21 protein-coding genes and 1 pseudogene are annotated in these 24,509 nt (G+C 67.6%); 17 read left to right on the forward strand and 5 right to left on the reverse strand.

Translation table 11 applies throughout. From position 1 onward, the window contains the following. The 9 genes and pseudogenes from Q4A20_RS11595 to Q4A20_RS11635 all read left to right on the forward strand — a co-directional run. Positions 1 to 687: pseudogene (locus Q4A20_RS11595) on the forward strand (F0F1 ATP synthase subunit beta); the annotation flags it as partial. Position 688: 1 nt separating this feature from the next. After that, the gene (locus tag Q4A20_RS11600) at positions 689 to 1,036 is read left to right on the forward strand and encodes a F0F1 ATP synthase subunit epsilon (protein ID WP_303123124.1); all 348 of its coding nucleotides are present in this window, start codon (positions 689 to 691) and stop codon (positions 1,034 to 1,036) included. A 1-nt stretch (position 1,037) separates the two neighbouring features. Beyond that, positions 1,038 to 1,445, forward strand: a complete 408-nt coding sequence (locus Q4A20_RS11605) for a DUF2550 family protein (protein WP_303123126.1) — start codon at positions 1,038 to 1,040, stop codon at positions 1,443 to 1,445. Between the two features lie 254 nt (positions 1,446 to 1,699). After that, positions 1,700 to 4,231 carry a PEP/pyruvate-binding domain-containing protein gene (locus tag Q4A20_RS11610; protein WP_303123128.1) on the forward strand — a complete coding sequence of 844 codons (2,532 nt, stop codon included), beginning with the start codon at positions 1,700 to 1,702 and terminating at the stop codon, positions 4,229 to 4,231. A 116-nt stretch (positions 4,232 to 4,347) separates the two neighbouring features. Beyond that, entirely contained in the window at positions 4,348 to 5,106 is a 759-nt protein-coding gene (locus Q4A20_RS11615; RefSeq protein ID WP_303123129.1) for a TetR/AcrR family transcriptional regulator, read from the forward strand. Positions 5,107 to 5,185: 79 nt separating this feature from the next. Continuing rightward, entirely contained in the window at positions 5,186 to 6,031 is an 846-nt protein-coding gene (locus tag Q4A20_RS11620; protein ID WP_303123130.1) for an SDR family oxidoreductase, read from the forward strand. Between the two features lie 128 nt (positions 6,032 to 6,159). Beyond that, on the forward strand, positions 6,160 to 6,855 hold the full coding sequence (gene nucS, locus Q4A20_RS11625) for an endonuclease NucS (RefSeq protein WP_303123131.1): 696 nt from the start codon (positions 6,160 to 6,162) through the stop codon (positions 6,853 to 6,855). 118 nt (positions 6,856 to 6,973) lie between these two features. Next, positions 6,974 to 8,212 carry a crosslink repair DNA glycosylase YcaQ family protein gene (locus Q4A20_RS11630; RefSeq protein WP_303123133.1) on the forward strand — a complete coding sequence of 413 codons (1,239 nt, stop codon included), beginning with the start codon at positions 6,974 to 6,976 and terminating at the stop codon, positions 8,210 to 8,212. Positions 8,213 to 8,377: 165 nt separating this feature from the next. Beyond that, positions 8,378 to 9,625, forward strand: a complete 1,248-nt coding sequence (locus Q4A20_RS11635) for an N-acetylglucosamine-6-phosphate deacetylase (RefSeq protein WP_303123157.1) — start codon at positions 8,378 to 8,380, stop codon at positions 9,623 to 9,625. A 69-nt stretch (positions 9,626 to 9,694) separates the two neighbouring features. Here Q4A20_RS11635 and Q4A20_RS11640 read toward each other — a convergent pair whose 3' ends face one another. After that, positions 9,695 to 10,189, reverse strand: a complete 495-nt coding sequence (locus Q4A20_RS11640; protein WP_303123158.1) for a DUF664 domain-containing protein — start codon at positions 10,187 to 10,189, stop codon at positions 9,695 to 9,697. 205 nt (positions 10,190 to 10,394) lie between these two features. Further along, on the reverse strand, positions 10,395 to 10,955 hold the full coding sequence (locus Q4A20_RS11645) for a zinc ribbon domain-containing protein (RefSeq protein ID WP_303123135.1): 561 nt from the start codon (positions 10,953 to 10,955) through the stop codon (positions 10,395 to 10,397). 335 nt (positions 10,956 to 11,290) lie between these two features. Between Q4A20_RS11645 and Q4A20_RS11650 the strand changes: the two genes are divergently transcribed. Further along, on the forward strand, positions 11,291 to 12,286 hold the full coding sequence (locus tag Q4A20_RS11650; RefSeq protein WP_303123137.1) for a 1,4-dihydroxy-2-naphthoate polyprenyltransferase: 996 nt from the start codon (positions 11,291 to 11,293) through the stop codon (positions 12,284 to 12,286). A gap of 252 nt (positions 12,287 to 12,538) precedes the next feature. Here Q4A20_RS11650 and Q4A20_RS11655 read toward each other — a convergent pair whose 3' ends face one another. Next, the gene (locus Q4A20_RS11655) at positions 12,539 to 12,727 is read right to left on the reverse strand and encodes a hypothetical protein (protein WP_303123139.1); all 189 of its coding nucleotides are present in this window, start codon (positions 12,725 to 12,727) and stop codon (positions 12,539 to 12,541) included. A 206-nt stretch (positions 12,728 to 12,933) separates the two neighbouring features. On the opposite strand from Q4A20_RS11655, the gene Q4A20_RS11660 reads away from it, so the two are divergent. From Q4A20_RS11660 to Q4A20_RS11685, 6 genes are all read left to right on the forward strand, one after another. Further along, positions 12,934 to 14,616, forward strand: coding sequence for a cytochrome c biogenesis protein CcdA (locus Q4A20_RS11660; RefSeq protein ID WP_303123141.1), 1,683 nt, complete (start codon positions 12,934 to 12,936; stop codon positions 14,614 to 14,616). 32 nt (positions 14,617 to 14,648) lie between these two features. Continuing rightward, positions 14,649 to 15,221, forward strand: coding sequence for a sigma-70 family RNA polymerase sigma factor (locus Q4A20_RS11665; RefSeq protein WP_303123142.1), 573 nt, complete (start codon positions 14,649 to 14,651; stop codon positions 15,219 to 15,221). After that, the gene (locus Q4A20_RS11670) at positions 15,218 to 16,063 is read left to right on the forward strand and encodes an anti-sigma factor (RefSeq protein ID WP_303123143.1); all 846 of its coding nucleotides are present in this window, start codon (positions 15,218 to 15,220) and stop codon (positions 16,061 to 16,063) included. Before Q4A20_RS11665 ends, Q4A20_RS11670 begins: the two co-directional genes overlap by 4 nt. Before the next feature lie 494 nt (positions 16,064 to 16,557). Continuing rightward, the gene (locus Q4A20_RS11675; protein WP_303123145.1) at positions 16,558 to 17,715 is read left to right on the forward strand and encodes an ABC transporter substrate-binding protein; all 1,158 of its coding nucleotides are present in this window, start codon (positions 16,558 to 16,560) and stop codon (positions 17,713 to 17,715) included. A gap of 104 nt (positions 17,716 to 17,819) precedes the next feature. Then, positions 17,820 to 18,797, forward strand: coding sequence for an ABC transporter permease (locus tag Q4A20_RS11680; protein ID WP_303123147.1), 978 nt, complete (start codon positions 17,820 to 17,822; stop codon positions 18,795 to 18,797). 3 nt (positions 18,798 to 18,800) lie between these two features. After that, positions 18,801 to 19,703 (forward strand): ABC transporter ATP-binding protein, encoded by a 903-nt coding sequence (locus tag Q4A20_RS11685; RefSeq protein WP_303123148.1) that lies wholly within the window; start codon positions 18,801 to 18,803, stop codon positions 19,701 to 19,703. Positions 19,704 to 19,776: 73 nt separating this feature from the next. Here Q4A20_RS11685 and Q4A20_RS11690 read toward each other — a convergent pair whose 3' ends face one another. Continuing rightward, the gene (locus Q4A20_RS11690) at positions 19,777 to 20,364 is read right to left on the reverse strand and encodes a DUF1440 domain-containing protein (RefSeq protein ID WP_303123151.1); all 588 of its coding nucleotides are present in this window, start codon (positions 20,362 to 20,364) and stop codon (positions 19,777 to 19,779) included. A gap of 161 nt (positions 20,365 to 20,525) precedes the next feature. Beyond that, positions 20,526 to 21,641 (reverse strand): 1,4-dihydroxy-2-naphthoyl-CoA synthase, encoded by a 1,116-nt coding sequence (locus Q4A20_RS11695; protein ID WP_303123153.1) that lies wholly within the window; start codon positions 21,639 to 21,641, stop codon positions 20,526 to 20,528. Positions 21,642 to 22,427: 786 nt separating this feature from the next. On the opposite strand from Q4A20_RS11695, the gene Q4A20_RS11700 reads away from it, so the two are divergent. Then, positions 22,428 to 23,837, forward strand: a complete 1,410-nt coding sequence (locus tag Q4A20_RS11700) for an arginine deiminase family protein (RefSeq protein ID WP_303123155.1) — start codon at positions 22,428 to 22,430, stop codon at positions 23,835 to 23,837. Positions 23,838 to 24,509: the final 672 nt, after the last annotated feature.

A 24,509-nucleotide genomic window follows, 5' to 3' on the forward strand; every position in this document is an offset into this window, starting at 1 on the left:
CAGGACGTGCTGCTGTTCATCGACAACATCTTCCGCTTCACCCAGGCCGGCTCCGAGGTCTCCACACTGCTGGGACGGATGCCCTCCGCCGTCGGCTACCAGCCCAACCTGGCCGACGAGATGGGCCAGCTCCAGGAGCGCATCACCTCCGCCGGCGGTCACTCCATCACCTCCCTGCAGGCGATCTACGTGCCCGCCGACGATTACACCGACCCCGCCCCGGCCACCACCTTCGCCCACCTGGACGCGACCACCGAGCTGTCTCGGGACATCGCCTCGCGCGGCATCTACCCGGCGGTGGACCCGCTGGCCTCCACCTCCCGGCTGCTCGCCCCCCAGTACGTGGGGCAGGAGCACTACGACGTCGCCACCCGCGTGAAATCGATCCTGCAGAAGAACAAGGAACTGCAGGACATCATCGCCATCCTCGGTGTTGACGAACTCTCCGAGGAGGACAAGGTCACTGTCGGCCGGGCGCGGCGAATCGAGCAGTTCCTGTCTCAGAACACCTACATGGCGGAGAAGTTCACGGGCGTGCCCGGCTCCACCGTGCCGCTGGCGGAGACCATTGAGGCCTTCCGCCGCATCACCGAGGGCGACTACGACCACCTGCCCGAGCAGGCCTTCTTCAACATCGGCGGCATTGAGGATCTCGAGCGCCGGGCGGCGGAAATGGCGGAGGGCTGACATGGCCGGCGACCGCAGCCTCCAGGTGGAGGTGGTCTCCCGTTACGGAGGAGAGGCTTGGGTCGGCGTGGCCACCAGGGTCTCGGTCCCGCTGCCCGACGGCGAACTCGGTGTGCTGCCCGGGAGACAGCCGCTGTTGGCGGTGCTGGGTCGCGGCAATGTCCGCATCACCCCGACCGACGGCGAGGAGGTCAGGCTGCCGGTGGCCGGTGGCTTCTGCTCCGTTGACGGGGATGTGATCACCGTGGCCGCCGATGCGGCCGGGACCGAGGTCACCGACGCCAGCGTCCAGGTGACGGATGTACTTGCCGAGACCATAGTCCTACCCGGCGTGAGCTTGCGGGACTGATATGGGAATGCCGGTGTGGGAGATTGTCAGCGTTGTGGCGCTGGTGGCACTCGCCCTCATCGGATTGTTCCTGGTACGGCTGCGGCGTTTGGCCGGGCGGGTCGGCGCCTTCGAGTGTGCGCTGCGTCCGGTGGGCAGCGGACGCTGGATAAGCGGCATCGCGGTTTTCGGCGACGACGACTTGGAGTGGCACCGGCTGGTCTCCTTCGGGCTGCGCCGTCGCCGCCGTTTCAGACGCGACGATCTTGAACTGGGATCGGTGCGTCGTCGCGGCCAGGGCGGGCGCGTGGTTGATGTCGCCTGCTACTACCGCGGCGAGCGCTTCGACCTGGCCATGGTGGAAGACTCCCACTCCGCACTGGTCGCCTGGATCGAGTCCGCCGCCCCCACCCAGCCCACCCTCTTCTAGCTCAACGGGGCAAGCCCCGACTTGTCCCTGTTTGGACCCCTTGCCTCGGTTTGGACCGGCCCAGTGGCGCGCTACGGCGGTCCGAACAGAGAGAAGCGGTCCAAATGGACTTGCGCGGTCCAAACAGGTGTGGATGGTTCGAGCCCGGGGATGGCAACACCCGTTTGACTGACCAGTTGACATGTTTTGGTCAGTTAGTCAGGATGGGTTGGGGTGTAAGCACACCCGAGCCCCGATCGCCAAATGGAGGCGCCATGATTCTCTGGCTCGACGACGCCGAAGCCTCTAATCGCTCGTTGACGGGCGGCAAGGGCGCCTCCCTGGCGCAGTGCCGACGGCTCGGTCTGCCCGTCCCCGACGGCTTCTGTGTCACCACCGAGGCATTCCTAGCCGCCAGCCGGTCGGGTGCAGTTGATGGGCAGACGAATGGCATGCACCCGCTCCCACTTCCTCCCGGGTTTGAGTCCGCCCTGCTTGGCGCCTATAACCGGCTGGGACGGCCCGCGGTCGCGGTGCGCTCCTCGGGCGCCGATGAGGACGCCCGCGAAACCAGCCTGGCCGGGCAGCACGACACTGTCCTGGGCGTGTCGGGCGCGGCAGCACTGCTCGACGCCGTACGCACCTGCTGGGCATCCGCCTTCAACGAGCGGGCCGCCGAGTACCGCCGCCGCCGGGAGCTCACGGAGGCGGCGCCCATCGCCGTCGTCGTCCAAAGGATGGTGGATCCCGCAGTCTCCGGCGTGCTATTCACCCGCGACCCGGTCTCCGGGGCAGCTGATGCGGCGGTGGTGAGTGCCTCGTACGGGCTCGGGGAGAGCGTGGTCTCCGGTCTCGTGGTGCCCGATGTCTTCAGGCTGAGTGCCAGCCCGCCGCAAATCGTCAGCCGAACCCTGGGATCCAAGGAGACTCGGATGGACCAGGGCCCGCGGGGCGTCGTCACCGCACAGGTCCCTCCGGCCGAGCGCAACCGACTGTGTCTCGACGACGATCAGCTGCTCCGCCTGCTGGAGGTCGGTATGCGCCTGGAGGAGTACTACGGATGCGCGCAGGACGTCGAGTGGGCGCTGTGCGACGGCGAGGTCGTGCTCCTCCAGGCCAGGCCGGTGACCGCCTTCGCCGGCCGGGCCGGCTCCGCCGCGCCGCCTGCCGCACCGCGATCCATGCGCGCCCGAGCAGAGGAGTTGATCCGGGCGGACGTGGCTGAGCACCTGCCCTGCCCCTACCCCCTCGACTTGGGTGCTGCGCACAGGCTCGTCGAGGCCGTGGGGGCGCTGCTGTCCCGTGCCGGCTTCAATCCTCCCGCCCCAGAGGCGCTGCTTCAAGGCGACGCCGACGGCGTCATACACCTGCGCGCGTCCCTGCCGCCGCAGAGTCTGTGGGGGCTTACGCGTCTGCCCGCCGTCGTGGGGCGCAGCCTGCGCCGCGATCCCGTGCGTTGGCCTCAGGAGGAGACCGCCATCCGCAGACGCCTTGGTCGTCTCACCCGGTGCATCGATCGATGCGCCGAAGCCGATTCGGCAACGCTCCTCCGGCTCCTGGATCAAGCGGTCGACGCCGCCGCCCACGTCCTGCACGACCGCTACCGCAACTATCTCGTGCCTCTCGCCGTGAACCGGGCGGTCACCATGCGGCTGGCGGCAATGGCGGGTCTGGGAGACGGCGTGCAAGAGGAGGACCTCTACCGGGATCTGTCCTATGCAACCACCGCGGCCAACGCCGGGGTCTCCCGCCTAGTGGAGCGGATGCGCTCACTCGGACTGGAGCGGAGGCTGCTTCAAGACGAGCCGCGACGTTTCCTGAACGAACTCGACACCACGCCCGCGGGACGCCGACTTCTCGCCGAGCTGCACCAGTTCCTGGATGAGTACGGTGCGCGAGCCGGCTCACCCTACCTGGCGTTCTCCGCCAGATCATGGCGTGAGCGTCCCGAGGACCTGATCGGCCTCATTGCAGTGCAACTGCGCGGAATGAGCGCCTCTCCCCGCGAGCGGATGGAGATTGAGCCCCGGTCTCGGCCCGCCTTGATACAGGACGTGGCGGCCCGGCTGCCTGCGCCGCTGCGCGGCTGCTGGCACCGATCCGTGGCGCGGCAGCGCGCCCTGCACGTCGGACGGGAGGGCACCCTGTACCTGATTGAGGAGTTCTTCTTACAGGCCCGCCGGGTCATGGCTGAGATCGCCGGCAGGCTGGTGGCCGGCGGTGTGTTGGAGGAGGCGGAGGACGTGGTTTTGCTCTACGACGCCGAGGTGCGTCGGGCCTTGAGCCATCCGGCGGGCGCGGAGCTGACGCGCCTGGTCGACCAACGCAAGAACGCCCGCGCGCGGGCCCGGGAGGCCTGGCTGCGCAGTTGTGGCGCAACAGACGCGGCTGAGTCGGCCGACTCCCGACCCGCAGAAGGGCTGGTGCTGCGCGGGTTTCCGTCCGCCGCCGGCCGGGCCCGCGGACGGGCACGGGTGATCCTAGGGCCGCCGGACTTCGGGCGGTTGAATGCGGGGGAGGTGCTGGTGTGCCCGTTCACCGACCCGTCGTGGACACCACTGTTCTCCCTGGCCGCCGGCGTCGTCGCCGATGCGGGCGGGCCTCTGTCGCACGCCGCGATCATTGCCCGGGAGTACGGCATACCCGCCGTGCTCGGAGTCAACGGCGCCACCGCGCGGATTCGCAACGGCGAACTGATTGAGGTGGACGGTTCGGCCGGTGTCGTCACGCTGCTGATGCCGGAAATGAGTGGCCCGTCTGTGATGGCTGACGAATTGATGGGAGATGCCAATGGCGATCTCGGCTGACGACGAATTGGGCTTGCTGGGCGGCGCGCGCCGGGGCGGGCGCCCGGCGGCTCAACTTCACCGGACCGGTCCTGGGGCCGGACAGTCGAGGCAGCCAGCGGCAGTATGATCGCCCCATGCGTAAGTCCGGGCACGCGTCCGACGCCGGGGCGCCGACCGTCGCTTCTGCCCTCCCAGAACGAATACTTACCGCCGCCGCGGAACTGGTCGCCATACACGGTCCGCAGAAGACCACCGTTGCCGAGATCGCCCGGGCGGCCGGCGTCGGCAAGGGGACGGCATACCTGTACTGGCCCAGCAAGGAGGAGCTGCTACTGGCTCTGCTCGCCCACGAGACCGCGGCGTGGATCGGCTGCGTGCGCGCGGAGGTGGTGTGTGATCCCGAGTGGTTGCGCCTGTCGCGGCTCGCGGTGCTGCTGCTGCGCTCATGGCGGCACGAGCTGGTTGAGCTCATCGTCTCCGATGTGTACCTGCGGCGGATTCTCACCACGCACCGCGACTCCCGCGAGACGCTTGACCGGTCCATGCCGGTGGAGCTGTGCCTGCGGGTGCTGCCCCTGCTGCGGCGAGAGGGGCTCATGCGCGACGACGCCGAGATGGATGTGCACGAACAGGCATACGTCTTCAATGCGGTGATGACCGGCTTCGTCGTCGGCAAGGTGACGGAGCGCGCTGACGCTACGGTCATCGACCCGGACGCCGCGTTGGCCCGCACAATCCGTCAACTGCTGGAGCCCGACACTGCCCCAACCAGATCCCAGTGTGAACGACTGCTGCCCGAGGTACTCGAAGTGGTCGATCGGGCCGTAGCCAATCTGGAAGAGATGACGTACGGCGCAGCGGCGCCCGAGCGGAAGGGGCGCGCACGAGGGTAGGGAGGGTACCTCAGACCCCCTGTGGCGCGGCCTGCCTCGGCCCTGCCCCGAGGGCGCGCCGAGGCGGACAATCGCTTTCATGAGCACAAAACCTCCCGTCACTGTCCTGCTCGGCGCCGGAGCCATCGGCACCGCCATCGCCCGGCGCGTCACCAACGCCGGCCACATCGTCGTCGCCGACCTGCGGCTCGAGAATGCGCAGAAGGTCCGCGAGCAGCTGCTCGACGCCGGCTACAGCGCTGAGGCGACGACGACGGACCTGGCCGACCCCGCCTCCATCCGGGCCCTGGCGGAGCACGCCGCCTCGCTCGGGCCGGTGAGCCGCGTGATCCTCGCCGGAGGAGTCTCGCCGTCGCAGGCCGACATTCCCACCATCCTGCGGGTGGACCTGTACGGCTTCGCCGTCGCCCTGGAGGAGTTCGGCAAGGTGATCGCCCCGGGCGGCTCCGGTGTCGTCATCTCCAGCCAGTCCGGCTACCGCATGCCCGCGCTCACGCGTGAGCAGGACGCCCTGCTGGCGACCACCCCCGTGGGTGAGCTGCTCGACCTGCCGCTGCTCGCCGATGGCGCCATCACCTCCACGCTGCACGCCTACCAGATGTCCAAGCGGGCCAATGGCCTGCGGGTGCGGGCGAACGCCGTCACCTGGGGCGAGCGCGGCGCGCGTATCAATGCGATCAGTCCCGGCATCGTCATCACGCCGCTGGCGCGCGACGAGCTCGAGGGGCCGCGCGGCTCCGGTTACCGCAAGCAGCTTGAACTCTCCCCGGCCGGGCGCGCCGGTACGCCCGATGAGATCGCTGCGCTGGCCGGATTCCTCATGGGGCCGGAGGCAGGGTACATCAACGGCACGGACGTGCTGGCCGACGGCGGCGTCACCGCCTCCTGGTACTACGGGCCGCTGTCCGCGGGCGGGGCGAACTGAGTGGAGTGAGCCGCGTCATACCTACCGATCTCGGCACGTAAGTTCTACCGATCTCGGCACGTAAGTTCTACCGACCTCGGTGGAGGGGTGCGGGGGCTGGGGGCGCGGGTTGCGGGTAGGCTGCCGGGGTGCGCGTAGTCATCGCTTCCTGCTCCGTGGACTACTCCGGCCGCCTGGACGCCCACCTGCCCCGGGCCACCCGCCTGATCATGGTCAAGGCCGACGGCTCGGTACTGGTCCACTCCGACGGCGGCTCCTACAAGCCGCTGAACTGGATGAGCCCGCCCGCCCGTCTGGCCGAAGTCGCCCCGGACGAGGATGACACCGAGGCCGGCGTCACCGCCCGCTGGGAGGTGACGGCCGCCAAGAGCGACGACCGCCTGGTCATCCGCCTGTTCGAGATCGTCTCGGACACCAGTGTGGAGCTCGGCGTCGACCCCGGGCTGACCAAGGACGGGGTCGAGGCCCACCTCCAGGAACTGCTCGCCGAGCAGGTGGACGTGCTCGGCCCCGGCTTCCGCCTGGTGCGCCGCGAGTACCCCACCCCCATCGGCCCGGTCGACCTGCTCGTGCGCGACGCGGCCGGCGCCGCGGTGGCCGTGGAGGTCAAGCGCGTGGGCGGCATTGACGGCGTCGAGCAGCTGACCCGCTACCTGGACATGCTCGACCGCGACCCGCTGCTGACCCCGGTGCGCGGCGTGTTCGCCGCCCAGCAGATCAAGCCGCAGGCGCGCGTATTGGCCGAGGACCGCGGTATCCGCTGCGTGGTGCTGGACTACGACGCCATGCGCGGCCTGGACGACCCCTCCTCCCGCCTGTTCTGAGGCGTGCCGCCGGCTCGGAGCCACTGAGCCGTGGCAGAGCGGTGCCGCTTTCGTGACGCCGCGCGGGCCTGGTGTGCGCCCGCATCGAGCTGTCCGTCCCACCTAATAGCATCTGCCCATGCCTGCCACCCGCTCCGCCGCTCCGCGCGAGATGTCCTATCTGCGCATACTCGCCCAGGGACTCGTCCCCGCCACCACCGCCCCCGACGTCGTCGAGGCGGTGCGCCGTCAACTCGCCGTGCAGGGGCAGCAGCCCTCCGCGGTGCCGCACGCACTGATTCTCCGCGCCGACGGCGCCACGGGCTCGGCGGTCGACGCCGCCTTCGCCTCCGGGCACCTGGTGCGCTCCTGGCCGATGCGCGGCACCATCCACATCACCACCGCCGCCGACCACCACTGGCTGCGCGAGGCACTCATGCACCGCTCGGACGCCTGGACGCGACAGACCGAGGCGCGCCTGGGCATAGACGACGCCGTACTGGGCCGCGCCGCCGATGCCGCCTTGACGCTCATCGGCCGGGAGGGGCCGGTGACCCGAGTCCGCCTGATCGAGGCCTGGCGGGAGGTTGGTCTACTCGATTCCGCGGACGCATCCAGCGTGGGGACCTGGCGTCGACGGCACCTGCTGGTGCGACTGCAGCGCGCGGGCCTGCTGGTGCAGGGGCCCAGGCGGGGAAACGAGCACCTGATCATGGACGCCCGCGACCTGCCCGGTGCGGACGCCGGCCCCGGCGGTAGCGGAGGAGCGGTCCACGGCGCCGCCGGGCACCGCGCCGCGCTCGCGGAGATTGCCCGTCGCTACGCCACCAGTCACGGACCCGTGAGCGCCGCCGACCTTGCCCGCTGGACCACCTTGCCGGTCGCCCATGCCACCCGGGCGCTGGAGGACGCCGTCGAGATCACGAACGCCGCCGCCTACCCGGTGGACCCGGACACGGCCCGTGTGCCGCTGGTGCGGGCTCGGGCCGAGGGCGGTTTGCGGGGGAGTGTGCGGCTGCTCGAAGCGGATGCCGGAGCGCGGCCCGGACGCGATGTGCTGTACCTGCGCGCCGACCTGCCGGAGCTGCTGGAGGACAGTCGCCGCGCCGCCGGCCGTACCTTGTTTCTGCCCTCCTTCGATGAGCTGCATGTGGGGTACAAGGACCGGTTGTGCCTGACCGACGCCGCCGGGGAACTGCTGATCTGCCCGGCGAGCAACGGAATGTTCCGCCCGCTGCTGGTGGACCGTGGGCGGGTGGTGGCCGTGCGGCCCGTGGGGGAGGGACTGCTATGGGCCGACGGTGCCCGCCGCTCGGCCAGGCTGGAGCAGTCGGTGGAGCGGGCGGTGCGCCGCGTCGAGCGCCATCTGAGCCGCTGAGTGCCGCAGATATGGCCGTCTCATCCACCCCAATCCGTGAGACAACAGACGTCTGATGTTTGCGGGTGTGTGCGGTAGACTTGCGGCATGAGCAACGCCGCCATGCCCGCCGGTTCCTCGTCGGCCTCCTCCAATGCGCGCCACACCACGGTCGCTTCTGACTCCATGTCCGCCGAAGCGGTACCGAGCGTGCCCTTTGCCCTGCGTGGGCGCGTGGTCACCCCGTGGCAGATCATCGACGACGGCGTCGTCGTCATTGCTGCGCGCCACCTGGTCTGGGTGGGGCCTGCGGCCGAGGCCGCGCGGGCCGGCTGGACGGACCTGCTCGCCACCGCTCGCAGTGCCCCGGAGGGCGGCTATCTGCTGCCCGGCCTGGTGGACGTGCACTGCCACGGTGGCGGCGGCGAGTCCTTCCCCAACGCGGAAACCCCCGCCCAGGCCATGACCGCCATCCGCGAGCACCGCCGGCACGGCACCACCAGCCTGGTCGCCTCCTGCGTCACCGCTGCCCCGGAGGTGCTCAAAGCGCGTACGCGGGTACTGGCCGATCTGTGCGAGGCGGGTGAGTTGGCCGGCATTCATTTCGAAGGTCCCTTCGTGTCCGTCGAGCGCTGCGGCGCCCAGGACCCCACCTACATCACGGACCCGGATGCCGCCCTCACCCGTGAGCTGATCGCACTCGGCCGCGGACACGTGGCCACCATGACCATCGCCCCGGAGAAACCGCATATCATCGGGGACGACGGCGTTATCGCCGCGCTGATCGAAGGCGGTGCGTTGCCCTCCTTCGGGCACACCGATTCCGATGCCGCCCCCGTGCGCGCCGGCCTGGCCGACGCCTCGGCGCGTACAGCCGCCCGCCTTGAGGCCGGAGAGCCGGTCCGCTCCGCCCGCGCCACCGCCACCCACCTGTTCAACGGCATGCGGCCCATGCACCACCGCGAGCCCGGACCCGTGCCGGAGTTCCTCGCCGCCGCCGCGGGTGGGGAGTGCATCGTCGAACTCATCGGCGACGGCGTGCACGTCGCCCCGGCGCTGGTGAGGGACATGTTCGAGACGCTGGGGCGGGAGAACGTCGTGCTGATAACCGATGCGCTCGCCGCCGCCGGCGTGCCCGACGGCGACTACGTGCTCGGCTCTCAGGCCGTATCGGTATCCGGCGGTGTGGCCCGCCTGACCGAGGGTGGGGCACTGGCCGGCAGCACGGCGCACCTGCTCGACGTCGTGCGCACCACCTGGCGCGGCGGGGTCGATCTGGTCGACGCCGTCTTCGCCGCCTCCTGCCAGGGCGCCGAGGTCCTCGGCGACGACTCCATCGGAGCGCTCGAGCCCGGCATGTGGGCCGACGTGGTGATCACCGACGCGGATCTGCACCCGGTGACGGTGATCCGCCGCGGTGAGGTCGTGGACTGACCCGGGTGGGACCGGGTGGCGTGCGGCTGGCGTCGGTTCGGGGCGGCCCCGTCGGGATGCGGGAGCTGGTCAGCCGGGCAGGCCCAGCAGCCGACGAGTGTAGACGGCATGACCGGAGTGCTGGGCGTCGTCGTCGATGATCGAGGCCAACCGCACCCCGCGAGTGACCGGCGGCGTCCAGGTGCGGTCGATGACCTCTTCAAGTGCTTGCGGCGACAGAGAACGCAGGTAGTCGCGTGCCAGGGCGTAGGCGGCGTCGAGGTAGTCGGTCAACACCGTCAGGTCGGTCACGCGCACGAGCGCGGCCTGTTCGGGGGTGTGGCGCCAGTCCTCGGTGTCGTCCGGCAGCGGCAGAGTGAACCGTTCCTTGAAGCCGGCGGCGGTCCAACGCATTTCGGTGCCCACCAGGGCGGAGATCTGCATGTCGATCTCGCGGGCGGTGTGCCAGGCCAGCCAGCTGAGGGAGTCGATGCGCGGAGCCAGTTCGGGAGTGGGTTGGGTGTTGGCCTGCTCCAGGGTCACACCGTCCAGGGCGCGGTCGAAGCGCTCACGGGAGCGCTCCATTGAGGCCTCCAGAAGGCCGAGATAGGGATTGGCGTTTGCAGGGGAGTCGGTGTGCTCGCTCATGCATCCACCGTAGGCGTGAGCCCGGATATTGACCAGCGGTTCGTGGCTGCGGAATCGAGCCGGGATCAGGGTCGTGGCGGGTGTGGCCCGACCGGGCGGTGTGCTTGCGGGCAGAGTTGCGGGCCGACCGTCCCAAGCGATCTCAGATCTGCTGGCCGCACTGGGAGCAGAAAGTGGCGTCCTCGGTCTCCAGATATCCGCAGGAGCGGCAGCGCAGCCGGACCACCTCGGCCGGGGAACCCGCCGGCTTAGAAGAGCCACTGAGCGCGGTCTGCAGGGTAGGCATCTCCTCCAGCCGCATCTGATCCTGGGCGCCTTCCGACCGCTTCCACGGTTCTGCATCGCGGGCCTCTCCCTGGGGCGACAACACCACGCCGGAGCCTGCCAGCCCCTCCTTGCCGACGCGTCGGATCCACTGACCGATCCCGATCAGGATGAAACCCACGAGTGAGAGGGGGAAGGACCGGAACATGCGGCCGACGTTCTGGCCCATGTCCGCGGGGAAATTAGAGGAAGCGCCGAACCCGGAAAAGGCTGTGAAGCCGACGACGAAGACGCTGAAGAACATGAGCAGGCCCACGCCCTGGAGCACGGCGCCGCCGTAGTAGGCGGCCTTGCGCCAGGTCGGCACGTCATAGTTGCGCGGCCGTCCACCGTTGTTCGCATACGGGGATTGCTGGTCTGGCAGGGGACTGTTGGTCATGAGAGGACCTCCGAATGGGTTGCGGCGCTTCACCCTAACCGACGGCTCGTAGAATCACGAATCGAGAACGGGAAGTGACGTGAGTCTCAGAGGTTCGCATCCATACTTCGAACGCTCGGACTACGAGTACGCTCTAAGGCAAGGCGATGCCCCGGAACGGCCGACGCGGTGGCAAGAAATGCAGCACTTTCCCTGTACCTGGGATCGGGGTCACCGCCTGATCCGCAAGATTGCGGGGTTCGCCAGCGGGGTGGGACCGTTACTTCCGGGAAAGTGCTGCAGATTGTGACACCTTACTCTGAGATAGGCTCGGCGCGCCCCGAGGAGAGGAAGACATGAACGAGCAGCAGGCGCGGGACGGCAACAAATCCGATGAGCGCAGTGGTCAGATCTCCTCCGGCGCGGCCGCCACCAGTTGGGTGGAGATCATCCGTCTGCGCACCCTGCCGGCCGCCGTCGCTCCCGTCATCCTTGGTGCGGGCGCCGCCCAAGTGCTGGGTGCGGCCTCCGGGCCGCGGGTCCTGTTGGCGGCCGGGGTGGCCCTGGCCCTGCAAATCGGCTCTAACCTGGCCAACGACTACTCCGATGGTGTGCGCGGCACTGATGACGAGCGCATCGGCCCGCCCCGACTCACCGCCTCCGGCCAGGTCGAGCCGCGTCGCGTGAAGCACGCCGCCTTCGGCTGCTTCGCCGTAGCCGGCGTCCTCGGATTCGTATTGGTGGCGCTCTCGGGCCACTGGTGGTTGTTGGGGGCCGGGGCCGCAGCGGTTGCGGCCGCCTGGTTCTACACCGGTGGCTCACATCCGTACGGCTACGCCGGACTCGGTGAGGTATTCGTGTTCATCTTCTTCGGGCTCATGGCCACCTGCGGCACCGTCTACGTGCAGGTCGGGAGTGTGCCCGGGTGGGTTTGGATCGCCGCGAGCGGGATCGGTCTGATCGCCTGCTCCTTGCTGATGGTCAACAATCTGCGTGACATTGCCACCGATCCGCTGCACGGGAAGCTGACCCTGGCGGTCCGTCTGGGGGAGCGGGGCGCTCGGAGAGCCTTCACTGCCATGATTACGGCCCCGGTGGCGCTGGCGATCGTGGCGATCTGGTGGGCGCGCGCCGGGTCGGCTACAGCGGCTGTGGGCGGGCTTCCCTGGGTTCGGCTCGGTGCCGTCCTGGCGCTGGTCGTGGTGCTTGCCGCAATGGCGGCGCGGACGCTGCGTCCCGTGATGGCGGGGGCGACCGGGCGCGCCCTCATCCCGGCCCTGCGCGATGCCGGGCTGTACGAACTCACCTACGGCAGTGCCCTGGCGGCTGCATTTGTCTTGGTAGCCAGATGAGTTGTGGTCATATTCCGGATAGGTAAGGGGAGAATGCCGATGGTGAGGCCCCAATGATTTGCAGCGCTAACTGTTCCGTCATCTGGGGCCTCACCATCGGTCTAGGATGACGCCACTCGAGCCGTCATCGCATGGCTCGAAGTCCGCGGTAGATATCCAGTAGAGCTAGTTGGCAGAGGTCGTGCATGGGAAAAGGTGACGACTGATCGCATGTACCGCGGCAGCCGGGCACTATGCTGTGCCAGTACTATCTCACTTCTTTGAGTCCTTGTCGGACATGGCGTCCTTGTCTGACATGGCGTCGTCCGGAGCGGTGGAAGAGTTCGACGAGGAGCCCTTATTGTTCGACATGTCGTCAGAGTTGCCGCAGGCCGCCAGGCCGAGCCCGGCGACGAGGGACAGGGCTACAGCCGCGGACCGGATGGCAATAGATGAGCGCATTGAGGATTGTTCCTTCCTGAGTGAGTGCGTCCCAGTTTGGGGACGCTGACATGAACCGTTCGGAGCTGTCGCGTTAGTGGATGAGTGACATGGGACACTGTTGGAGGCATGGATGTGTGACGCACGTCAAGTGATCTAAGGGTGGGGTGGGGTCGAATAACAGGCAAGTGGGTCACCATGAGGTGGTCGGCCCGGAAAGGACAATCATGTTAAGCCTCGCTCTGATCGGCCTATTGGGTGGTCTGATCACTGCAATCTCGCCGTGCATCCTGCCCGTGTTGCCGGTAATCCTCGTGGCGGGAGGCGCTGATGGCGCGAATGTCGGTGATGATGGTATGCGCAAGCATCGTGCCCACCCATACCTGGTGGTGGGCGGTCTGGTGCTGTCGTTTACGCTCATAACACTATTGGGTGCGACTGTTCTCAGTGCTCTAAATCTGCCACAGGACATCATCAGATGGGCTGGGGTTGTGCTTCTCGCGCTTATCGGCCTAGGTATGATTGTTCCTCGCGTAATGGAGTTGATGGAGCGCCCGTTTGCTCGTTTCCAGAACTTCGGCGGTGCCAATCCGAGCAATGGTTTCCTTCTGGGGCTGGTTCTGGGGGCGGCGTACGTCCCCTGTGCCGGGCCCGTTCTCGCGGCTGTTGCGGTCGCCGGTGCCACCGGGAATATCGGTACCGACACGGTGATCCTCGCGGTGTCCTTCGGGCTCGGCACTGCCGTGCCCCTGCTTGGATTTGCGCTGGCTGGGCGTGGAATTGCTGAACGCGTCAAGGCCTTCCGTACGCGTCAGCGAGCGGTGCGAGTCGCTGCCGGTGTGCTCATGATTGCTCTGTCGGCTGGCATCGCCACAGATCTGCCCGCAGTGATTCAGCGCGAGCTTCCTGATTACACGGCCTCCGCCCAGAAGCATCTGGACTCGCTGCTGCACGGTGGCGCTAATGCTGGCCGTAATTCAGCGAACGGATGCGAGCCCGGAGCCGCCCATCTGGCGGATTGCGGTCCTCTGCCGCAGATTACTGGTGCCACTGCCTGGCTAAATACGCCGGGAGAGCAGCCTCTAACGGAGCAGCAGCGCAAGGGGAAGGTGACCTTGGTTGACTTCTACGCGTACGCCTGCATCAACTGCCAACGCTCCGTTCCAGGCATCCAGCGACTGCATGAGGCTTACGCCGACGCCGGCTTGCAGGTAATAGGCGTACATTCGCCCGAGTACGCTTTTGAGAAGGAGCTCAGTAACGTTCGTGAGGGCAGCAAGGCTCTGGGTATTACCTATCCAGTCGCTGTTGACTCCGAGTTGTCCACATGGAGGGAGTTCGACAATCACTACTGGCCTGCTCACTATCTCGCCGACGCCAAGGGTAACTTGCGGCAAGTCGCATACGGTGAAGGCGGAGAGGCCACGCTTGAGAAGCTCATTAGGCAACTCCTCACTGAGGCGAATCCGAATGTGCGCCTGCCCGATCCGGTGCACGCCGACGACGAGACGGGGCTGGGCGAGCGGACTCCGGAGATCTATCTGGGTGCGCGGCGAGCCAATCATTATGTTGACGGTCCACTGAAGAAGGGAGACAACTCGTACTCCTTCCCGGGAGACACCCCGGAGGACACCTTCTCCTTGGATGGTAAGTGGCGAGTCGGCGATGAGTCTGTAAGTCCTGCGGGTGAGTCGGCGCGAGTGCGCCTGGCTTGGCGCGGCAAGCAGGTCAATCTGGTGGTCTCCGGCAGGGGAACTCTGGCCTGGACCGTGGATGGCGAACGCCATGAGATGAAGGTCGACTCGGTGCCCAATGGTATTGCTCTGATCGATCGGGAGAAGACTTCTTCCGGACTGGTTGAGGTTGAGGCTTCGGCCGGTCTTGAGCTGCACTCGTTCACCTTCGGATGATCAAACCCCTGAGAGGGACGTACCATGCGCCTGTGCATGAAGAAGACCAGGACCACGATGCCGCACTCATCGAGCGCACGGCCGCGGGTGATCAGGAGGCCTTCGCCGAGCTCTACGACCGCTGGTCGGGGCGACTGATGGCGTTGATCATCCAGGTGCTGGTCGACAGAGCACAGAGCGAGGAGGTCCTCCAGGAGGTGTTCCTTGAGATATGGGAAGGAGCGGCGGGTTACGACCGCAGCCGTGGATCCGCACGCGGATGGATGGCGGTCAGGGCCAGGCGCCGAGCGGTCGACCGGGTCCGCTCCTCCCAGGCATCCCGTCGGCGGGATCAACAATGGCACGGAACACTGCCCGATGCGGATACGACTTTGCAGCAAGTAGAGGACGCTCTCGAGGCCGAGGAGGTGCGTCGTGCCCTGAGGCGGGTAGGAGAACCGCATCGCTCCACTCTCCTGCTCGCCTATGTGGCCGGTCTCAGCCATGTTGAGATCTCCCGGCGAATGGGAGTGCCACTGGGTACCGTTAAGTCGAGGCTTCGTTATGGTGTAGCACGAATGCGTATTGAAATGGGCGCTGGCACAGGACAGGAGGTGCAACGATGACGAGGTCGACTAATGATCCTAGCCACAAGGGAGAGGCGGAAGACGGCGACAAGAGTGTTGCGTTCACATCGGACCTCTGGATGGAGGAGGGGCTCGATCCTGAGCTGCTGGGTGCCTTCATGGAATCGTTGTCACCCGTCATACCCGGCGACCATGTCAGGAAGGGCGTAATGGAGCGGGTCGGAGACCGCGAACCGTCGAATGTGAGGCCGTCGGTGCGGCAAACCGAATCCGGCCCGGACACGGAGGCCAGTGGTGGCAGGGCCGACGATGCCCAGCCGAAGGCGGGCGGAAGCGTGGTGAAGTTGTCTCGCCGCCACAGGCGTAGCGCCATCGGTGTCCTCTGGCGCGTTGCCGCTGCAGTCGTCCTGGTGTCCGTGGGAATCGGCGTGGGGCATTGGACTGCCATGGATTCCATGGCACCCACAGAACATTACGCCCACCTGAACCAGGCCCAGGATGTTCAGCGCGTCAGCGACACCATGCCCGATGGACATGTTGCCACCCTCACATGGTCTCAGGACATGAGTATGACTGCACTCACTCTGCCAGAGGAAATGATGGAGGCCTCCGCGGAGAAGAGCCTCCAGGTGTGGCTTCTCAAGGGGGGCGCCACGACGTCACTGGGCATTTACAACCCGAGCGCTGGTACTGGCTTCACCTTCCTGGATCTGATGCCCGAGAACGGCGAACGGGTTTTCGTCACCCTGGAACCGGAGGGCGGGTCGGAGCGGCCCACCGGTGAGGCAGTAGTGGTCTTCGACATCGGTACTGATGGCACCGCGACGCGTCGGGACGTGCGCAATGCCGATGAGGGGCAGAGTGGTACTGCCGACGTATGACCAGATGACTCTCTCGGTCGGTCGGCGTGAGATCGGTCGGACCGGGGTGGAATGCTTGCGCCGCGCCGCCGGGGCGGGCTAGCGTCCCTGTCATGGCGAACACGCACCTGAAGTCCCGGACCGCTGGCAGCGTACAGACGCTCGCGGGTATGTGTCGTGGGTGCGTGTGTAGGTGCTGTCAGGCGCTCTGAAACCGTCCTTAAGGCGCGACGCCCGCTGACGCCCGAACCCGCCTCCCTACCTCCGCCATACCCCTTGCCGCGGTGCGCGGCCCGGCTGCCGAGTGTCGGACTTGCTGCGCCCACCCGGCGTCCTGGGGCCGACGGCTATGTTCGTTGAGGCGCGCTGCGTTCGATGACGTCTACCGCCTACGCCTGGCAGCTCCCTCCCACGGACACCCCTCCTGTTTCATCTGGTTCCGTCTACTCCCCCCTTGCCGCCCGATGGTTCCGGCCGCGCCCACGCCGACGGTCGGTGCCGATAGGAGAACCGCCATGTCCCGCCCAGATAACACTCCCGACAACGCCTCCGAACACGCCCCTGATAATGCGCCGGCATCCAGCGATGTCACAGACGTCACCGCAGAGAACGCAGCCGCCATCCTCGCCTCCGACGACGCTTCCGAGTCCGCCCCTATCAGTTCCGGGCTATCGCGCCGCGGCCTGCTCACGGTCGGCGGGATCGCCGCCGCGGCTGTGGTCGGTGGCGCCGCATGGCTCACGCTGCGGCGCACCAACTCCGGCGTGGTTGGTGCCGCCGAACCACTGCCGCTGGTGATCGGCGGCGACATCTGCGCCGCGCCGCTGTACGCCGCCTACCACCAGGGCTACTTCAACGACGCCGGCCTGAACGTCACCCTGGCCCGCACCCAGCGCACCGAGGATACCAAGGATGCGCTCAGTGCCGGCAAGTACATCGGTGCCCCCGGCATCTTCTTCTCCTGGCTGGAGCCTATCTACAACGGCATCAACGCCAAGCTGACTGCCGGCTTCCATTCCGGCTGCCTGCAGCTGGTGGTCAACAACGGCTCCCCGATCTCCTCCTACGCGGATCTGAAGGGAGCCACCATCGGCGTGCCCTCACTGTCCTCCTCGGCTTTCGCCTACTTCTCGATCGGCTTGGCCAAGGCCGGTATCAACGTGGATCCCGAGCACGGCGACATCACCTGGACCACCATCGACGAGGACTCCTTGGGCACTCGGCTGACCAATGGTGATGTCGACGCCATCATGGGTTCGGATCCGGCGCCGTTGCTGCCGGTGTTCGACGGCACCGCCCATGTGATCGAGTCCAACGACGACGAGCCCTTCTGCTGCTCCGTCGCCCTGAACGGCGACTTCGTTGCCAACCGGCCCGACGACGCCAGGACACTGACCGAGGCGTGGCTCAAGGGCTCGGACTATCTGGCCGCCTCGCAGGCCAATCGCAAGGAGATCGCCAAGATCGAGGTGGACAACAACTACGTGGCCGCCGAGCAGTCCCTGGTGGAGCGGGTGTTGGAGACTTACGGATGGGAGGCTTCGGCCACTGCCTTCCGCGCGGCCATCGAGCCCGGCATTGAGGACTTCAAGCTCACCGGTTATATCGATGCGGACATCGCCGCCGCCGAACTCGCCGACACCGTCTACGCCGACCTGGGGGTCAGCCGGTGACCGCCGAGACGCGGACTTTGATGGCGGCGGGGCGGTCCACTCCCGCCGCTAGGAGTTCCTCGGCGGGTTCCCCGCGGGAACCGGTACCCGCGGCTTCGGGCCCGGTGGGGGACTCGCCCCGGCGCGCCCGCCCGATCCGCCTGGCGGGGGTGGCGCTGACGGTCTGGGTGCTGTATGCCGCTGTCGTGGTTCTGGTGCCCGACGCCGCCGACACGCGCACGGCCGGCACGACGCCTCTGCTCGCCGGAGTCGGCACCTGGATCGTGGCGCTGGGAGTGTGGACGGTGGTGGCCCTGGCGCGTCCGGATGGATCTGCCGCGGGGACGCTGGTGCGCCGGCTGCCCTGGATCGTGTTCTTCGGTGCCTGGTTCATCGTCTGGCAGTTGACTACGGTCAAGTCCGGGCTGCTGGACCCGCCCTACTTCGTCGCCCCTGAGGTGCTCATTGAAGCATTTGTCGGCGATTGGACACTGCTGGCGAGGTGTTTGGGCTCCTCCGCCCTGCTGTTCCTGACCGGCTACGCAGTTGGCTCCGTGCTGGGCTTAGTCACGGGCCTGCTCATGGGCTGGTCGAGGCGGGCGGACTATTGGCTGCATCCGTTGCTGCAGACGATCGGGCCGGTGCCTGCGGCCTCGCTGCTGCCGCTGGCCGTCCTGATCCTGCCGACGACGTACACCTCGGCCGCCTTCATAGTCGCCTTCGGAGCTTGGTTCCCCATGGCCACGATGACGCGCGCCGGGGTGCGGGCCGTTCCACGCGCATACTTCGACGTCGCCCGCACCCTGGGGGCGAAGGAGGGCTTCTTGGTGCGTCGCATCGCCATTCCGGCCGCGCTGCCGGACATGCTTACCGGCCTGTTCACGGGCCTTGGGACGAGCCTGGCGGCGCTGATGACCGCCGAACTCGTCGGCGTGGACCAGGGGCTTGCCTGGTACATCAACTGGGTCAAGGGATGGGCCGATTACCCGCGCATGTACGTGGGTCTGGCGGTGCTGATCATCTTCTGCCGTGCTCTGATGATCCTGCTGTTCAAACTGCGCTCCTCGCTGCTGGCTTGGCAGCAGAATCTGGTGAGGTGGTAGGTCGTGAATACTTCGACTTCTGCGACGGCGGCGGTACCGACGCAGGCGGGCGCTGCCGCCACTGATGGCGCGCCCGCCTCACGAGGGGCGGGGGTGAGCCTGGCCGGGGTCAGCCATCGGTATCCGCTGCGCCGGGATGTCGACCATGGTTGGGTGCCGGCACTTATGCGGTTGGCCTCTCCGGCGGCCCGCGCCCGTCACGAGTCCGAGGCGGCCAAGCCGGCTTTACTGCCGGTGCTGGACGGCATCGACCTGGATATCGCGCCGGGCGAGTTCGTCTCGCTGGTGGGCCAGTCCGGCTGCGGCAAGTCGACGATCCTGCGGCTGCTGTCCGGCCTGGAGGTTCCCAGCGGCGGAAGCGTCATAGTCGACGGCGAACCGGTGACCGGCACTGCTCCCGAGCGGGCCCTGGCCTTCCAAGATGCCACTTTGTTGCCCTGGCGCACGGTGCGTGAGAATGTCGCCCTGGGGCCGCAGGCCCGTGGGCGTGTGGAGCCGCGCCGAGTCGAGGCGGCGCTGGAAGTGGTGGGGCTGCGCGACTTCGCCGACGCCTATCCGACTACCCTGTCCGGGGGCATGGCCCAACGTGCGGCCCTGGCGCGGGCTCTGGTCAATCGGCCGCGCCTGTTTCTCCTGGATGAGCCTTTCGGCAAGCTCGACGCGCTCACGCGCCTGACCCTGCAGGATGAGATCGCCTCTCTGTGGGCCTCGCAGGGCTTCACGGCGGTGCTGGTCACTCATGACGTGGAAGAGGCACTGCGCCTGTCCAATCGGGTGATTGTGCTTTCCGAGCGGCCTGCACACGTGGTGGAGGATATCCGGGTGCCGGAGGGGCTGGGAGGTGACGAATCCGCCCCCGAGTTTCAGCGGCTGCGTCGTCACATTCTGACGCTCCTGGGGCGGTGACCGGGGCATGACGGACGGCGCCCGCTCCGACTGGGGAGTCGAAGCGGGCGCCGTTGTCGGTATGCGGAGCGATTCAGCGGGTGGCCGCCTCCAGGGCGACCTCGGCGTCGGGCTCGTGGGTGATGCGGTTGCGCAGGTCGCGGCGCACGATCTCAATGGACCACATCCACACGATGTGTCCGAAGAACTCCGAGAAGTGCTCCGACCAGGTCTGGGCGCCGTCGATCCAGGGGAAGGGGCTGGGCGCCCAACCCAGTAGCGGCATCACGATCACGTGCGCGCCCACGTACACGAAGACACCGAAGACGGCGCCCTGCCACAGCTTGATGCGGGGGAAGTACTCGGCGGCGATGCAGTAGATCAGGCCGAAGACGATCGCAAAGCTGAAGTGCACGATGAAGGACATGATCGGCAACTCGTTGTTGGAGAACGTCACCGTCAGGTGCGAGGTCTCCGGGGACATGCCGAACCACTCCAGCATCGACTGTGGTGGATTGGTGTCCGAGCGGATGCCGGGTGTGCGCGGCGGGAAGGGCACCTCCCAGCCGAACTTGACCAGGGCGGAGAAGGCGCCGGCGATGAGGCCGACGAGTGTGGCCACGCCGAGGCGGCGTCGGGAGGGCTCGGTCGAGCCGAGCAGGCGGGTGATCCAGGTGGGCATGTGGGTACCTCCAGGTGGTACAGCGGGAATGCAGTGCGATAGTGAGGAGGGTGCGTGGGGTGCTTTCTCCTCAAGGTTGGCGTCAACGATCCCATGGTGCGGTGCCCGTGTCCAAGCGGCTCGGCGACGTTGTGTGGCGGTGCAGGGGTGGGTCTGGAGGCTCAGAAGTAGTAGGGGAAGGGTGACCAGTCGGGCCGACGTCGCTCAAGGAAGGCGTCGCGTCCCTCGGCGGCCTCGTCGGTCATGTAGGCCAGGCGGGTGGCCTCCCCGGCGAAGACCTGCTGGCCGGCCAGGCCGTCGTCGGCCAGGTTGAAGGCGTACTTGAGCATGCGGATTGCCTGCGGCGACTTGCCGGCCACGATGCGCGCGTACTCAAGGGCCCGTTCCTCCAGCTCGGCGTGGGGGACCGCCTCGTTGACCACGCCCCAGCGCTCGGCGGTGGCGGCGTCGTAGGTGCGGGCCAGGAAGAAGATCTCCCGGGCCCGTTTGTCCCCGACCTGCCGGGCGAGCAGGGCGGAGCCGTAGCCGGCGTCGAAGGAGCCCACATCGGCGTCGGTCTGCTTGAAGCGGGCGTGCTCGGCGGAGGCGAGCGAGAGGTCGCAGACCACGTTCAGGGAGTGCCCGCCGCCGGCCGCCCAGCCGGATACGGCCGCGATGACGACCTTCGGCATGGTGCGAATCAACCGCTGCACCTCCAGGATGTGCAGGCGCCCGGCCCGGGCGGCGTCCAGGCGCTCGCGCCGGGCGGCGACGGCGGCGTCGTGGTCGTCGGTGGGCGCGGCTGCGGCGGCCTCATCTACGGCGTCGGAGCGGGACGTCCCGGCGTCCTCCCCGGCAGTGGAGGTGGCCCCGGCGTCGTCGCTCTTTTCGTACAGGTAGCCGTCCCGGCCGCGCACTCGCTGATCGCCGCCGGAGCAGAAGCCCCAGCCGCCGTCCTTGGGGGAGGGGCCGTTGCCGGTGAGGATGACGGCGCCGACGTCGCCGCTCATGCGTGCGTGGTCCAGCACCCGGTACAGCTCGTCGACGGTGTGGGGGCGGAAGGCGTTGCGCAGCTCGGGCCGGTCCAGGGCCACCCGCACCACCGGCAGGTCGCGCACCCACGCGCCGCCGGCGTCGCGCTCGCAGCCGCGGTGGTAGGTGACGTCGGTGAGCGCGTCCGGGCCGTCGCCGCGGTTGTTGAACCCGGCGATGTCGCGCCAGCGCAGGGGATCGAAGATCTCCGAGACCCGCTGCGGCAGCGGGTAGGGCGATGGTGTGGTTGAGGACGTCTGGCTCATGGGCACAGGGTAGGCGTGGACTCCTCCACTCTGAGGTGTTGTGGCAATCCTGCATTTCATGTACTACTAAGAACAGTCCGCGCAAGGCGGTGTTCCCTGACAAGGAGGTTGTAGATGCCTTCCGTGAAGAAGAGCCTTGCCGTCGCCTGCGCTGGGCCTGGCGGCGGTGGCGGCCTGCGCTCGAGCGATGATCGAGTCGCGGAGGACTCACCATATTATGGCTCATTGAGCGAGTTGGAGTCCGCCTCCGATTATGCGCTACGCATCGGCGTGACTGACGTCGAGACGAGCGTCATCGATGACACAACCTGGGACGTCGTCCATGGGGACGTGCTCGCTAGCGATCCCAGTTTCAATGAGACAAGACTGTCACTCTGGAGATCCCGGCGGGCACTGGCACGGCCGAGTCGGTTGAGATGGCGTCCGGCGGCGAGTATGCGATCTTCGTCAGAGTTTCCGATGATGGGGATGTGTTCCTGACCTCGGCGGATCAGGGTGTGTTTCCGGTTTCTGACGGCGTTGCTGGAAGCGGCGATGCCGGGACATTCTCCCTAGGTGACGCGGCGAGCCGGCTCGGCCTCAGCGAGTAGCCTACGAGGCCGGCGGACGCCGGTGGAGCAGGCCGTCGCAGAAACACATGAGCGTCGCCCATGAGGGTGCGCGCCCGCCGGCGCACAGATGTGCGCGCGTTTCGTGAGTGCAGGCGCGTCCGCTTACGGCGCGCACAATGCCCGGTTCACAGTGCTCGCGCACACGCCCGGCGCTGGACCCGGCTAGCCTGTGTCCATGACGCTCATGACGCAGAGCCCCCAAACCGCCCCGGCCCCCGCCGACCGCACGGTCATTCCCCGCTCGGCCGGCGGTGGCCGCGTCGACTCTGAGACGGGCCGCCTGCGCGAGGTCATCGTTCACCGGCCCGGGCGGGAGATCGCCCGCATCACCCCGATCAACGCGGGCTCCCTGCTGTTCGACGACGCCCTGAACATCGCCCGCGCCCAGGCCGAGCACGACGCCTTCACCGCGATCCTGCGCGCCGAGGGCGTCATCGTCCACGACTTCCGCGACCTGCTGACCGAGACCCTGGCTGTACCCGAGGCCCGCCACCTGGTCTTGGAGGAGACGGTCGGCCCGCAGGCGGTGGGAGTGTCCACCTCCGAGGTCCTCATCGACTTCTTGGGCGGCCTGCCCGACGCCGAACTGGCCGAGGTCCTCCTGGCTGGCATCACCCGCGATGAGCTGCGCGAGCGCTTGGACCCCGCCGACGCCGCCACCCTGTTCGCCACCACCTACCTGTCCACCCTGGAGGGACAGTTCGTGGTCACCCCCCTGCCCAACCACCTGTTCACCCGCGATACCTCGGCCTGGTTGTACGGGGGTGTGTCGGTGAACACCATGGCGCTCGCCCCGCGCCGCCGCGAGGCCGTCAACTATGAGGCGGTCTACCGCTTCAACCCGGCCTTCGCCGACCGTGTCGGCCTGGCTCCGGCTCCGGGCGGGGGAGGGGCGACGTCGTCGGACCGGACGCCGGGTGAGCGCGGCCCACTGTGGGTTGAGCCGCACGGCGCCTCCCCGGCCACCGTCGAGGGCGGCGACTTCCAGGTGCTGGGCAACCGCACCCTGGTCATGGGGCTGACCCACCGCTCGTCGGCCGCGGGCGTGGAGCGCCTGGCCACCCGCCTGTTCGCCGACGGCGTCGCCGACCGAGTCATCGGCATACACATGCCTGACCGCGCCTTCTACACTGAGCTCGACGCCGTCATGCACCTGGACACCCTCATGACCATGGTCGCCCCCGACACCTACCTGCGCTTCTCCGGCTTCAACGACGTCACCACCGTGGAGATCGAGCCCGGCGCCAACTACGGCTCCACCAAGGACTCCGCTCTGCGGGTGACTGTCCACGACGGCGGCGACATGGACGCCGTCCTGGCTCGGGCCGCAGGTATCGACGCCTTCAGGGTCATCAGTCCCGACATGTCCGACGAGGCCGAGGCGCTGCGCGAGCTGTCCCGCGACTCCTGCAACGTCGTCGCCCTGGCTCCGGGGCGGGTCATCGGCTACGCCCACAACCAGAGCGCCAACGACGTGCTGCGGCGGGCGGGTGTGGAGGTCATCGAGACCCCTGGCGTGGAGCTGGTCCGGGGCCGGGGTGGGGCCCACTGCATGACCTGCCCTGTCACACGAGACGCGGTCTGAGACAGGGCTTGCCGTTGGCTCCACCGCAGCAGACGGTGCCGGGTGTTCGGCCGAACTTGACCGATACGGACGTCGGCGGTTCCGCCGTTCACGGTACTAGGGGTGAAACGGGTTCTTCGCGTTTGTGGGTGCGTTGGTGGGGTTGGCTGGTCGGGGGCCGGTGGGTACCCCACCGCCACACCCAGAAAGACGAAGAACCGTGAAACAGGCTCCCAATGCCGATTCGTAGGGCCATGCGCATGTGCGGGGGCTCGCCGTCGGCTCCTTTGGCGCTGCCCATGGGCTCGCCGTTCACCGCAAATACCCGGCGCCCGCTGATGGCGCCGGTGCGCGCATCACGCATACCGAGTACGCGGCCTCTATGGTGTTTGACCAGGCCGAGAACCGCATGCACACCATTAAGGCCGTCATGGTCGCTAACTTGGCCGACCCCAGGGACTCTGCACAGCCGATACTCCTCCCTTCGGATTAGCCGACCGGATGATTGACGGCCAGGTGTGGAGTGTCACATACTCGGCGAGTCTCCATTCCCAATCAACATCTGGAGGGTTATTCATAGGGGGTGTGGGTGATTCGCGACACGTGCATAGAGGGTAAGGGTTAGGACGGCCTGCTCTTGAGACGCTTTGGGTGTCATAGTCCAAACTTCTCAGAAAGCAGACCGCCACCATG

This window comes from Actinomyces sp., from assembly GCF_030530635.1.
Taxonomy (GTDB): domain Bacteria; phylum Actinomycetota; class Actinomycetes; order Actinomycetales; family Actinomycetaceae; genus Actinomyces.

Excerpts from the sequence above, each read along its gene's own strand:
- Q4A20_RS11610 (WP_303123128.1), top strand. The coding sequence starts at position 1,700 with ATGATTCTCTGGCTCGACGACGCCGAAGCCTCTAATCGCTCGTTGACG.
- Q4A20_RS11630 (WP_303123133.1), top strand. The coding sequence starts at position 6,974 with ATGCCTGCCACCCGCTCCGCCGCTCCGCGCGAGATGTCCTATCTGCGC.
- Q4A20_RS11615 (WP_303123129.1), top strand. The coding sequence starts at position 4,348 with ATGCGTAAGTCCGGGCACGCGTCCGACGCCGGGGCGCCGACCGTCGCT.
- Q4A20_RS11650 (WP_303123137.1), top strand. The coding sequence starts at position 11,291 with ATGAACGAGCAGCAGGCGCGGGACGGCAACAAATCCGATGAGCGCAGT.
- Q4A20_RS11655 (WP_303123139.1), bottom strand. The coding sequence starts at position 12,727 with ATGCGCTCATCTATTGCCATCCGGTCCGCGGCTGTAGCCCTGTCCCTC.
- Q4A20_RS11640 (WP_303123158.1), bottom strand. The coding sequence starts at position 10,189 with ATGGAGCGCTCCCGTGAGCGCTTCGACCGCGCCCTGGACGGTGTGACC.
- Q4A20_RS11675 (WP_303123145.1), top strand. The coding sequence starts at position 16,558 with ATGTCCCGCCCAGATAACACTCCCGACAACGCCTCCGAACACGCCCCT.
- Q4A20_RS11695 (WP_303123153.1), bottom strand. The coding sequence starts at position 21,641 with ATGAGCCAGACGTCCTCAACCACACCATCGCCCTACCCGCTGCCGCAG.
- Q4A20_RS11645 (WP_303123135.1), bottom strand. The coding sequence starts at position 10,955 with ATGACCAACAGTCCCCTGCCAGACCAGCAATCCCCGTATGCGAACAAC.
- Q4A20_RS11600 (WP_303123124.1), top strand. The coding sequence starts at position 689 with ATGGCCGGCGACCGCAGCCTCCAGGTGGAGGTGGTCTCCCGTTACGGA.
- Q4A20_RS11635 (WP_303123157.1), top strand. The coding sequence starts at position 8,378 with ATGTCCGCCGAAGCGGTACCGAGCGTGCCCTTTGCCCTGCGTGGGCGC.
- Q4A20_RS11660 (WP_303123141.1), top strand. The coding sequence starts at position 12,934 with ATGTTAAGCCTCGCTCTGATCGGCCTATTGGGTGGTCTGATCACTGCA.
- Q4A20_RS11605 (WP_303123126.1), top strand. The coding sequence starts at position 1,038 with ATGGGAATGCCGGTGTGGGAGATTGTCAGCGTTGTGGCGCTGGTGGCA.
- Q4A20_RS11620 (WP_303123130.1), top strand. The coding sequence starts at position 5,186 with ATGAGCACAAAACCTCCCGTCACTGTCCTGCTCGGCGCCGGAGCCATC.
- Q4A20_RS11700 (WP_303123155.1), top strand. The coding sequence starts at position 22,428 with ATGACGCTCATGACGCAGAGCCCCCAAACCGCCCCGGCCCCCGCCGAC.
- Q4A20_RS11670 (WP_303123143.1), top strand. The coding sequence starts at position 15,218 with ATGACGAGGTCGACTAATGATCCTAGCCACAAGGGAGAGGCGGAAGAC.
- Q4A20_RS11690 (WP_303123151.1), bottom strand. The coding sequence starts at position 20,364 with ATGCCCACCTGGATCACCCGCCTGCTCGGCTCGACCGAGCCCTCCCGA.